Origin of the sequence: Cupriavidus lacunae (genome assembly GCF_003353055.1) — a bacterium.
Taxonomy (GTDB): domain Bacteria; phylum Pseudomonadota; class Gammaproteobacteria; order Burkholderiales; family Burkholderiaceae; genus Cupriavidus; species Cupriavidus lacunae.
In genome coordinates, this window is the sequence record NZ_QKWJ01000049.1 from 1 (window position 1) to 11531 (window position 11531).

Genomic DNA, 11531 nt, shown 5'->3' on the forward strand with positions numbered 1-11531 from the left:
ACGCGCTACGCGCATGCAGGACTATGCCGGAAACATCTCGGCGGATAGAAGTTTGTGAGGGGGGGTGATCAGGCCCTCACGCAACGATGACCGGGAACTTGAAACTGACCGCAACACGACCCTTCGTCGCTCCGAGCAAAATTTAGTGGGGACTATTTTTAGCGAAAAACCTTGACTCAGTTCTCATCATAGAAGCGGTATGCCAGCGCCTGCCCTCTCCCCCGGCCCCTCTCCCGCAAGCGGGAGAGGGAGCAACCCCCAGCGCAGTTCAATCCCTCAGCGCGACGACGCCTTCAGATTGTCATTGACCGAGGTCACGCCCTCGACGCTGCGGATGGCATCCAGCGCCATGTCGTGCTGCTGCTGGCTGGGCACGGTGCCGCTCACGTCCACCATGCCTTGCTTCGTCTTCACATGGATGCCGGTGGACTTGAGATCCTTGGTCGCCAGCAGCCTGGTCTTGATCTTGGTAGTGATGGCGCCGTCATCGACGGACTGCTTGGCCTTGTCTGCGCTAGCCTCCGTGCTGGCGCCACGGTCCGGTTCGGCACGGCCCGGCATGCCAGGCGCGGAATTGACCGGCGCCGCCGGGGCATTGTCCGCCGCCACAAAAGTCAGGCCGCTCTTGTCGAGTGCCAGCGCGCTGCCGGCAGCCGCCGACAGCGCCGCGGCAGCGCAGGCCATCCGCATGGTGCGCGCGGTGGTTCGGGTAAATCGCATGGCTGTCTCCTGTACGGGTCCCGGTGCGTCCCAACTGTCCAGCCTGGCAAACGGAACCACCGGTAAGGCATTTTTCAGCAATCTCCATACCTGCCCGGCGTGCCTGTGCCGCGCACACCAAGGGATGGCCCAGGGTGTGTAAAACGGGCCACCCGTTGTAAAAGCGCCGCGCCGCAACACGTGCTGCATCGCGCGCACGGCACCGGTGCTGGCGGCACGGCGGCGCTGTCCTGCCTGGCATGGCGCTTGCGAAGGAGGGTATGCGGCAGTTCGCCGCGCCAAGGAGCTAGTAATGGGACAGCAGCAACAGCCGGGTCAATCGCAGTCGGGCCAGAAGCAGCAGGAACAATCGCAGACTGGCCAACGCGGCAGCCAGCAGCAACCGGGACAACAAGGCGGCGGTCAGATGGGTGACAAGGACCGCAAGCAGGATCAACAGCAACAGCAGGATCGCGGCACCAAGCAACCGGGTCAGCAAAGCGGCGAGCGCAGCGGCCAGCAAAGCGGTCAGGGCGGGCAACAGGGTGGTCAGCAAAGCGGACATGGCGGACAGCGCCAGCCGTAATCCTCGCCAGCCACGACAACAAGCAGACTATCCGGGTATGTGCGGCGGCAACATGCGGTGCTGCCGCAGGGGCATACGCCGGAGATTGGCAGGCCGGAACTCCCGCAGGGGGCTCCGGCCCTTTTTGCGGCCTGCGCTTGCGGCATGGTCTGGCGCACCATGCTCCCGCGCACATCTCCTCGCCATCCCGTGTATGCTGGCCCTGACTTCACCATCCAGCCACCACCGGTCTTGTCCAGCTTTACCGACCCCGCCACCGGCCGTTCCCCGCAGCAAGGCCGCGGCCCGCTGAACCATCTCTCCACCAGGCTGCGCGAGCGCGCCGGCGCGCAGGTGCGCGCGCTGACCCGCAGCAATTCCGGCCTGAGCCTCGATTACGACAACCCACCGGGCGATCCCGGCCTGTTCGGCCCCGACGCGGTCTGCTGGCGCGTGCATGCGGACTTTCCCGCGATGCTGGCAGGCGGCGTCAGCGCGCTGCTGCTGCAGACGCTGCATCCGCTGGCACTGGCCGGGGTCTGGGACCACTCGAGCTTTCGCACCGATATGCAGGGCCGCCTGGGGCGCACCGCGCAGTTCATCGCCGGCACCACCTACGGCAGCCGGGCCGATGCGATGGCGCTGATCGAACGCGTGCGGCGCATCCATGCCGGCGTGGTCGGCACCGCGCCGGACGGACGGCACTACGCGGCATCGGATCCCGTGCTGCTGACCTGGGTGCATGTGGCCGAGGTCTCGAGCTTCCTGGCGGGCTACCTGCGCTATGTCGGGCCGCTGGAGGGCGCCGAGCAGGATCGCTACTACGAAGAAGTCGCCCACATCGCGCAGATGCTGGGTGCGGCCGATGTCCCGCGCTCGCGTGCCGAAGTGACCGCTTACCTTGAGGCCATGCGGCCCGCGCTGCTGGCCAGCGAACGCACCCGCGAAGTGGTGCGGCTGGTGAGGAAGATGCCGGTGGCCAACCCGCTGCTGCAACCCGCGGTGCGCATCATGGCGGACGCGGGCATCGCGGTGCTGCCGCCATGGGCGCGGCACCAGCTCGACCTGGACGCACCATCGATCCGGCGCCCGGTGGCGCTGGCCGGCATGCATGTGCTGGCTCCGGCACTGCGCTGGGTGCTGCGCGCCGGCCTGGCCGCGCGCGCCCGGCGGCGCGTGGCCCGCGGTGCATCCGTCCCGGCCGGCTGACGCTCGCCACCGCCTCCCGCGCGTTGCGGCAAGCCATGCGGCGGCCCGAGCCGGTTATCGGCGGTCAGCGAACACTTCTTGAAGGGAAACAGGAATTAGCGGCAAAAACCCCCGCATTTCGGAGGATTGCGCGGCCCGCCCATGGCGTTAAATCTGCGTGGGCATTCCGAACGGCCGGTCGGGTTTTTCAACCGCACCGGCCACAGCGCCACAGAGCGCGATCCAAACGACGCGGGCAAAAAAAAAAGCCCACGCGCGGGGTGCTCGTAGGCTTTCCAGGACTGCTCGAGCCAAGAAGCTCTTGTGATGAATATAAACGCGCTTACATGAGGTGTAAATCCCGTTTCTATCAGGGAATTCCCTTATGAAGCAATGAGCTTATTTGCTCACTTTTGATGTTTTTGGCCCTAGCATCACTTTCAGGGCATTTTTCGCATGGGCTGGCATTTCCCTGCCAGCCCAGTCTCCACTGCGCCTGGCGGGCTGATGCGCGCACACTGTCCGAAAGCAGATGAATAATCTGCTACAACAATAAAGCAGAGAGAGCAACATTTTTAGTAGAGCAAAGCCTCTAGATCTTGAGCGGCATGCCGTTCGTCAACGCTCATAGAACTTTGTTACTCTCAGCCCTGAAGTATTCCCCTCCTCTTCTGGCAGCGCCAACCGCCGGCACCTGCGCCGTTACCGAGAGCGGATGTTTCTCCCGCCGCCCTGGCCGTGCCGCACCCCAAGCTGCCGGCCAACGGACTGTTATCAGCCGCCAGAACCCTTGCGGGCTCTTCCGGAGTCGTTGTGAAGAAGAAGGAAATCCCGCCCAAGCCACGCAGCCGGAAACAACTGCAGCACCAGCAATATGCGGCATACAGCACCAGCCAGACCGCGGTAATCGTGCACCTGTCCAACGGCGCCCGGCTCCAGGGGCTGGTGCTGGCGTCGGACGAGTACGTGCTGCTGCTCGGCCGGCAGCCGGACGACAACCGGCCCACGGTGGTCTACAAGCGGGCCATCTGCCTGGTCACGCCGGCCGATGCGCCGGAAGAGGTGGTCGTGGTGGCGCCGGATCCGGCCAACGCGGCGGATTTTGTGCCTATCTATATGCCGCGCACCCGCAAGCGCCGCTAGTCCAACGCCCGCCCCACTTGCCCTTGCGCCCCGCCGCCCTTGGCCGCGCGGCGCTTCCGCCCGCCGTGCCGGCAGCCCGCGAAACTATCGCGGAGATCACTCTAAACCTTTCCGGAGCCTGGTCGATAACCTTTGCAACGGAGGCACTACAGCACTGCAACGCAGTCGGCCAACGTTACGGCACCCGCCGGACTGTGTAAATCACTGCATATAGGAGTCGCAACCATGGCGTCCATCATCAATACCAACTCGTTGTCTCTGATGACTCAGAACAACCTGAACGCTTCGCAATCGTCGCTGAACACCGCGATCCAGCGCCTGTCGTCGGGCCTGCGCATCAACAGCGCCAAGGACGATGCCGCTGGCCTGGCCATTGCCAACCGTTTCACCTCGAACATCAACGGCCTGACCCAAGCCCAGCGCAACGCCAACGACGGTATCTCGCTGGCGCAGACGACTGAAGGCGCGCTGACCGAAGTCACCAACAACCTGCAACGTATCCGTACGCTGTCGGTGCAGGCCGCCAACGGTTCGAACTCCGCCTCCGACCTGAAGTCGATCCAGGACGAAATCGGCCAGCGCATGTCGGAAATCGACCGCCTGTCGCAACAAACCGACTTCAACGGCGTGAAGGTGCTGTCGTCGACCGCCAAGGCTGTCAACGTCCAGGTTGGCGCCAACGACGGCCAGACCATCTCGGTCAACCTGCAGGAAATCAGCACCAAGACCCTGGGTCTGCAGAGCTTCAACGTGAACGGCCCGCAAGCTACCGCAACGGCTTCGTTCAACGGCACGGCAACGATGGTCGGCGTGGCTGACGCCGGCGCTGCCAACTTCCAGGCCGCCTACGGTGCAACGACCAACGTCTCGGCCAGCACGGTTTCGGAAAAGACCGCCGGCACCCTGGCCACCACGCTGGGTATCGGTTCGGGCAGCGTCACCATCGGCGCCAACGCCGTGGTCGACAAGAACGGCAACATGTTCGCCGAAGTCGCCATCACCCCGGCGAGCGCCGCCGAAGCCCAGGCCTTGAAGAACCAGGGCATGTCGAGCGCGACCAACGGCGTCGCGATGTACACCTACGTGGCCCTGGATCCGGCTTCCGCCGACACCACCACCACGTCCGGCACCGCCGCCTTCAGCCTCGACACCAGCAAGCTGACCGCCTCCAACCTGACGGCAGGCGCTTCGGCCAACCCGATGGCCACGCTGGACGCCGCCCTGCAGAAGGTGGACAGCCTGAAGAGCTCGCTGGGTTCGATCCAGAACCGTCTGGATTCGAGCATCGCCAACCTGGGCACGACGATCACCAACCTGTCGTCGTCGCGTTCGCGCATCCAGGATGCTGACTACGCAACGGAAGTGTCGAACATGACCCGCGCCAACATCCTGCAACAAGCTGGTACCTCGGTCCTGGCCCAGGCTAACCAGACCACGCAAGGCGTGCTGTCGCTGCTGCGTTAATTGACTGACGCGTAGCACCGGTGCCGGGCCTCGTGCCCGGCGCTGTTGTGGAATGTTTCCCCAGGGTTGCGGCCCTGGGAAAGCATTTCAAGAAACCCCTGAGTCGAGACGATCATGGCTACTGCCGCTACCACTTCGTCCGCGCTGCCTCCCGCGCTGGCGACCCAGCTGACCGAGTGGCCAGACCGCCGCGTGACCGGCATGCCCGGCGAATCCGCCGCACCCGCCACGCCCGGCGCCCCGGCAAAGAACGGCAGGCAGCCATCACCCTCGCTCGACGCAGCGCTTGAGCGCCTGACCGACGCACTGCGTACCGCCTCGGTCAGCGTCCAGTTTGAAATCGACAGCACCAGCCACCGCGTCATCACCAAGGTGATGGACAAGACCAGCGGCAAGGTGATCCGGCAGATCCCGACTGAAGAGCTGGTGCGCATCTCCGATGCAATGACGCAGTTGCAGGGCCTGTTCGTGAACCAGACCGCCTGAGCCATCCCTCGGACCTGGATTTGAAGTAGCACTCTGGAGTAGAAGACATGGCAACAATCTCTAACCTCGGCGTTGGTTCGGGGCTCGAACTGGGCTCGCTGCTCGACCAGCTCACCACCGCCGAGCAGGCACCGCTGACTGTCCTCAAGCAGCAGCAGTCCAGCTACCAGACCAAGCTGTCGGCCTATGGCCAGCTGCAGAGCATGCTTGCCGCATTCCAGGGAACGGCCAACCAGCTGTCCAAGCCGAGCTTCTTCAACGCAGCGACCGCCACCTCCAGCAACACTAACGTCATGACTGCCACTGGCAGCAACACCGCGGCTGCGGGCAACTATGCGGTCAACATCACCGCCCTGGCCCAGGCCCAGTCGCTGGTAGGCACAGGCCAGGTCAAGCAGGATGCGGCGATCGGCACCGGCACGATCCATATCGATTTCGGCGCCATCACCGGCGGCACGCTCGACACCAATACCGCCAGCCCCACCTATGGCAAGTACAGCGGAGCGGGCTACACCGCCAATGCGGGCTCGACCGGCTTCGACATCAAGATCGACAGCAGCAACAATACGCTGCAAGGCGTGCGCGACGCCATCAACAAGGCCAATGCCGGCGTCACTGCCAGCATCATCAACGATGGCTCCGGCGCGCCCTATCGCCTGGTCCTGAACTCGAACAACACCGGCGCAACCAACAGCATGCGCATCTCGGTCACTTCGAGCGACGGCACCAGCGCGCTGTCCGACCTGGTGGCCAACGATCCGGCTGGCACGCAAAACATGCAACAGACCGTCACCGCCCAGAATGCGGCGCTGACCGTCAACAACATCGCAGTCCAGAGCGCCAGCAACCAGGTCTCCGGCGCCGTACAGGGCGTGACGCTGTCGCTGGCACAGACCGGCACCAGCAATATCGTGGTCCAGCGCGACACCACGTCGATCCAGAATGGCGTGCAGGCCTTTGTCACGGCTTACAACAACCTGCAGAAGGCAGCCAGCAGCCTGTCGGCCTATGATCCCAGCACGCAAACCGCTTCGCCCCTCACGGGAGACGGCGTGCTGCGCGTGATCCAGAACCAGATCCGTGGCGTGCTCAACACGCCGCAGCCGGGCAGCGGTGCCACCGCCATCACCACGCTGACGCAAGTGGGCGTGACGTTCCAGCTCGACGGCACGCTCGCATTGGATTCGACCAAGCTGACCAAGGCCCTGAACGACAACCCGGCAGGCGTGACCGCCCTGTTCGGCAATGACGACGGCACGAGCGGCTACGGCAACCAGCTGAGCACCACCATCACGGCGCTGACCAGCAGCAAGGGGGCCCTGACGGCCGCCACCGATGGCATCAACCGCAGCCTGAAGGACCTGAGCGACCAGTACAGCGCGACCCAGGACCGCATCGACGCCACCGTCGCCAACTACCGCACGCAGTTCACGCAGCTGGACGTGATCATGTCGCAGATGAAGAACACCAGCACCTACCTGACGCAGCAGTTCAACGCCATGAACAACTCGTCGGGCAAGTAAGCCTTAACCGGGAGCCGAACGTCATGTACGCGCGCAACGCCATCAACGCCTATTCCCAGGTCGGGGTCGAGACCGGGGCCATGAGCGCCAGCCCTCACCGGCTGATCGTCATGCTGTTTGACGGAGCGCGCGCGGCCATCGCCAGCGCCCGCTTCCACATGGACGCCGGCGATATCCCGGCCAAGGGCAACGCGATCTCAAAGGCCATCGACATTATCGTCAATGGCCTCAATGCCGCGCTCGACCACCAGGCCGGTGGCGACATCGCCGCCGATCTCGAAGCCCTCTATGACTACATGTCGCGCCGCCTGCTGCAGGCCAACCTGCGCAACGACGCAGCCCTGCTGACCGAAGTCGACGGCCTGCTTGCCACCCTGGCGTCCGCCTGGGCGCAGATCGGCGAGCAGCCGCCGGCCGCCGCGCAGGCACAGGCGCCGGCCCCCCTGCTGGTCGTGGAGAACTGAGATGCACCCGTTCAAACCGGAAGCCTCGAGCCCGGTCACCCGTGGCTACGAGGAACTGCTGCTGCTCTCGGAGCAGATGCTGGACGCAGCACGCGCCGGCAACTGGGATGCGATGAGCGAGCTGCAGCAAGTCTATGTGGCGGAAGTCGACCAGCTGCGCGTCCTCCCTCCCCAGCCAGTGCCCTCCGCACAGGAGCGCACCCGCCGGTATCATCTGCTCGAACGAATCCTTGCCCACGACGCAGCCATTCGCCAGATCGTGATGCCACAGATGTCGCGGCTGGAAGCGCTGCTGAGCAACTCCCGCCGCAGGCAGGAACTCGTCCAGGCCTACGGCGTGCCCGTCTGAGCCGGATGTGGGCAGCGCATGCCTGCCCGCCTTGCCCCCGACGTGGCACCTGTCCTTTCCCTGGCGGCCCTGAGCCAGCCAATGCGCCGCGATAGCGGCTTCCCGTCTTACTGGCTTGCACCATGACCGGCCTGCTCCTGCCTCCCGACGCCTCGCTGACACCGCGTCCCGATACGCAGACGCTGCGGCCGACCCTTTCGGTCAACAAGCTGGCGGCGCTGCTGCCGACACCCGACGTCACGCAAACGAACTCACGCAACGCCGGCGAAGCCGGCAACGCGGTGATCCAGGGACGCCAGACGCAGGGTGCCGGCGGTGCGCTCGATGGCAGCGGCCTGGTCGCTACCACATCGACACGCGAAACCCTGAGCTTTGCCGCGCGCACGATCCTCGACCTTCTTGGCAAGGCCGCGGACAGCGCCCCGCGCGCAACCGCGACGCTGATGCCCGCGCCGCCGACCCCGACAACGGCCGCCGCGCTGCCGGCCGCTCTCGCAGGTCTGGTGGACCATAGCGGCCTGTTCTATGAATCGCACCTGGCCGCATGGGTCAATGGGGCGCGCACGCTGACGGACGTCCGCAAGGAGCCGCAGGCATCGCTGGGCATGCCCGCGCAGAACGGCGAGCCGGATCAAGCGCCCGGCCGGCCCGTCGCGCTGCTTCCCGCCCCCGTTGCCAGGCCGGACGCTGCGACAAATCCCGCGACTAGTCCCGCCGCCGGCGCTGCCGCCAACAGCCCTGCCGACCTTCTCGCGCAGGCGCTTGCCGCCCGGACGGCACCGCTCGATCCGCTGAGCGATGCGGCACCTGACCGCCTGGCGGCTCACCGTGTCACGTCAGCGCTGACGGACGCGGGGCCGGCCGACCACGCGCTGCCGGTACCGCGCAGCCTGGCGCCCGGCCCACATACCGGCACCGGCCCTGCGGCAACGCCGCAGCAGGGCGCGTTGCTTTACGAAGCCATGGCCCGCGCGAACGACGCGCCCCAACCCAACGCCCGCCTGCCGCAGCAGGCATACGACAGCCTGAATAATCCGCCGGCCAGCGCGACACCCGCCGGCCCCGCCGTGCATCCCGGCACCGAAGGGCTGGTCCGTCAGCAGCTCGAGCTGCTCGCCACCCAGCAGTTCCGCTGGGCCGGCGAGGCGTGGCCAGGCACCCATATGGCATGGGAGATCGCCCGCGACCGCGTCGGAGCGGACGACGAAGCTGCCCGCGGCACGCAAGGGGCCCAGACCTGGTCGACCCGCCTGTTGCTGGAGCTGCCCGAACTGGGGACGGTCGAGGCACGGCTGTCTCTGTCGCCGGGCGGACTGGGGGCGCGGCTGGTTGCCGGCGCGTCCGAGGTTGCCAGCCGCTTTGACGATGCCCGCGCCAGACTGCAGGAACGTCTCGCGGCCAATGGCATTGAGCTGGTGCAGTTCACGGCCGGCACCGGCACGCCAACGAGGTCGCAATGAGCAACGCCGGGCAGTCTCGCGGCGCTGCAGTGGCGCTGACCTATGACCAGAAGGACAATGCACCACGCGTTGTCGCCAAGGGCTACGGTGTCGTCGCGGATTCAATCATCGCGCGAGCGAAGGAGTCCGGCATCTATGTGCACGACTCCCCCGCCCTGGTCAACCTGCTGATGCAGGTGGATATGGACTCTCATATTCCACCGCAACTCTACGTCGCGGTGGCAGAGTTGCTGGCATGGCTCTACCAGCTGGAGCAGGAGAAGGCCGGCGATCCGCATTTCGGCCCGGCATGAGCCACTGCCAACCGCTGGCGCACAAACAACGCATTTACCATGACGACCATCACTGCCGCGACACGCAAGAAACCGCTGCTCGAAGCCCTGACCTGGAAATTCTTCGACTTTGAGGACTATCTGTTCGAGAAGCGGCACGGACTTGATCTCGGCGGCATCATTGCGGCCAATGATCTGATGGAAAGCGACCGTCTTCCCGTCGCCCATGCATCCGCCTACCACGCGGTGTGGTGCCGGAACCTGCGTGAACTGTTTGCCGAGGCCGGGCGCACGGGCGAGGCCTTCGACAACTTTATCGATCTGGGCTCGGGCAAAGGCAAGGCCTGCTTCTACGCACACACCCGCCGGCCGTTCGGGAAGATTGTTGGCGTCGAGCTGTCTGACAAACTGAACGCCATCGCCAACGGCAACCTGGAGAAGTTCCGGTCGGGGAGCGCATCCAATATCTCGTTTACCAACGCGGACGCCACCGAGTTCGAACTGCCCGATGCGAGCAACCTGATCTTCATGTTCAACCCGTTCGATGACGTAATCCTGCGCAAGTTCGTCTCGCGCAACCTGGAGCACTTCAGGAAGGGGAGGTCAATGATCGCCTATGCGAACGACGTGCACCGGGCAACACTGGAAGATTTCGGGTTTACTGCCGTGTTCCGGAACCCGCGGCGCAAGCTCTCGCTCCATCGCTGCCAGTAGCACAGGTGGTCCGGCCGGCCGCTGAATCACACCAGGCTGGCATGAGCGGTCGCTACCGCCGGGACGCGTTCGCTCAGCATCTCCCGCACCGCAGCGCCTACGCGCGCAACGTCGGCGCGCTCCAGGTTCAGGCCCGACGGCAGATTCACCCCGTGTGCCCCCACGGCGTAGGAAACGGTGTTGCGCGCGCGCGCCGCGCGCGCCATCGGGGATGCGGAATAGGCGTCGAGACTGCTCAGCGGACTGAAGAACGGCCGGGAATCGATCCCCTGCTTGCTTAGCGCCTGGATCACTCCGGCCTTGCCTCCCAGCCACTCGGGCAGGATCACCGTCACCATCCAATAAGAGTTGTGCACCGCCTGCGCTTCATGGTTCAGCACAATCCCTTCGCAATTGCCCAGCTCTTCCCGATACCAGCCGAAGATCTCGCGCTTGCGCTCCACGAGTGCGTCGATGCGCTCGATCTGTGCCAGCCCGAGCGCGGCCTGGAGGCTGCTCATCTTGTACTTGTAGCCCACCTCGGCATTCTGGAACATGGTGTCTCCCGGGCGGCGGCCGTGATCGCGCAGCACCATCACGCGGCGGTAGATCGCTTCATCATCGGTAATGAGCATGCCGCCTTCGCCAGTGGTCAGCGTCTTGGAGCCGTGAAAACTGAAGGTTCCGGTGACGCCGAGGGTACCGGCCGCGCGACCGCAGTAGCGCGAGCCGGCAGCTTCGGCCGCGTCTTCGATGATGGCGATCCCGCGCTGGCCCGCAATTTCAGCCAGCGCAGCGTAGTCCGGCATGTTGCCGTACAGGTCCACGGCGATCACGGCCTTCGTGCGAGGCGTGATGCAGGCGGCAAAGGACTGCGGCGACAGGCACCAGTTGTCAGGATCGATGTCGGCAAACACCGGTGTGGCGCCTACATAGCTGACCGGGGCCGCACTGGCGATCCACGTGCAGTCGGGAACGATCACCTCATCGCCCGGACCGATACCCAGCGCAAGCAACGACAGGTGCAGCGCCGAGGTGCACGACGGCAGCGATACCGCGTGGCGCACGCCATGGTACTCAGCGAACGCCCGCTCGAAGCGGTCGTTATAAACGTTGGCGTTGGCGTACCAGGCGTTGGTCACGGCGTCCGTGACATAGGCAATCTCCTTCTCGGTGATCGAAGGACCAGAGACCGGAATGCGCTTCATGATGTAACTATCCGAGA

13 protein-coding genes are annotated in these 11531 nt (G+C 65.1%); 10 read left to right on the forward strand and 3 right to left on the reverse strand.

Features of this window, described 5'->3' with window-relative positions; translation table 11 throughout:
* Positions 1-276 precede the first annotated feature (276 nt).
* Both DN412_RS28065 and DN412_RS28070 read right to left on the reverse strand, forming a co-directional pair.
* Positions 277-720, reverse strand: a complete 444-nt coding sequence (locus tag DN412_RS28065) for a BON domain-containing protein (RefSeq protein ID WP_115214561.1) — start codon at positions 718-720, stop codon at positions 277-279.
* 286 nt (positions 721-1006) lie between these two features.
* Positions 1007-1264, reverse strand: coding sequence for a hypothetical protein (locus DN412_RS28070; protein ID WP_208647669.1), 258 nt, complete (start codon positions 1262-1264; stop codon positions 1007-1009).
* A 210-nt stretch (positions 1265-1474) separates the two neighbouring features.
* Between DN412_RS28070 and DN412_RS28075 the strand changes: the two genes are divergently transcribed.
* From DN412_RS28075 to DN412_RS28120, 10 genes are all read left to right on the forward strand, one after another.
* Positions 1475-2473 carry an oxygenase MpaB family protein gene (locus DN412_RS28075; protein WP_425267453.1) on the forward strand — a complete coding sequence of 333 codons (999 nt, stop codon included), beginning with the start codon at positions 1475-1477 and terminating at the stop codon, positions 2471-2473.
* Between the two features lie 792 nt (positions 2474-3265).
* Positions 3266-3595, forward strand: a complete 330-nt coding sequence (locus DN412_RS28080; protein WP_115214562.1) for an RNA chaperone Hfq — start codon at positions 3266-3268, stop codon at positions 3593-3595.
* Positions 3596-3820: 225 nt separating this feature from the next.
* Positions 3821-5059, forward strand: a complete 1239-nt coding sequence (locus DN412_RS28085) for a FliC/FljB family flagellin (RefSeq protein WP_115214563.1) — start codon at positions 3821-3823, stop codon at positions 5057-5059.
* Positions 5060-5173: 114 nt separating this feature from the next.
* On the forward strand, positions 5174-5545 hold the full coding sequence (locus tag DN412_RS28090; RefSeq protein WP_115214564.1) for a flagellar protein FlaG: 372 nt from the start codon (positions 5174-5176) through the stop codon (positions 5543-5545).
* 47 nt (positions 5546-5592) lie between these two features.
* Positions 5593-7068, forward strand: coding sequence for a flagellar filament capping protein FliD (gene fliD, locus DN412_RS28095; protein ID WP_115214565.1), 1476 nt, complete (start codon positions 5593-5595; stop codon positions 7066-7068).
* Positions 7069-7091: 23 nt separating this feature from the next.
* Complete coding sequence (gene fliS, locus DN412_RS28100) at positions 7092-7532, forward strand: flagellar export chaperone FliS (RefSeq protein ID WP_115214566.1); 441 nt, start codon at positions 7092-7094, stop codon at positions 7530-7532.
* A gap of 1 nt (position 7533) precedes the next feature.
* Complete coding sequence (locus DN412_RS28105; protein WP_115214567.1) at positions 7534-7881, forward strand: flagellar protein FliT; 348 nt, start codon at positions 7534-7536, stop codon at positions 7879-7881.
* Positions 7882-8003: 122 nt separating this feature from the next.
* The gene (gene fliK / locus DN412_RS28110; RefSeq protein WP_115214568.1) at positions 8004-9341 is read left to right on the forward strand and encodes a flagellar hook-length control protein FliK; all 1338 of its coding nucleotides are present in this window, start codon (positions 8004-8006) and stop codon (positions 9339-9341) included.
* A complete protein-coding gene (locus DN412_RS28115; RefSeq protein WP_115214569.1) occupies positions 9338-9634 on the forward strand; it encodes an EscU/YscU/HrcU family type III secretion system export apparatus switch protein in 297 nt (98 codons plus the stop codon). Before fliK ends, DN412_RS28115 begins: the two co-directional genes overlap by 4 nt.
* A gap of 39 nt (positions 9635-9673) precedes the next feature.
* Entirely contained in the window at positions 9674-10327 is a 654-nt protein-coding gene (locus DN412_RS28120) for a class I SAM-dependent methyltransferase (RefSeq protein WP_115214570.1), read from the forward strand.
* Positions 10328-10353: 26 nt separating this feature from the next.
* Here DN412_RS28120 and DN412_RS28125 read toward each other — a convergent pair whose 3' ends face one another.
* Positions 10354-11514 carry a DegT/DnrJ/EryC1/StrS family aminotransferase gene (locus tag DN412_RS28125; protein WP_115214571.1) on the reverse strand — a complete coding sequence of 387 codons (1161 nt, stop codon included), beginning with the start codon at positions 11512-11514 and terminating at the stop codon, positions 10354-10356.
* Positions 11515-11531 lie beyond the last annotated feature (17 nt).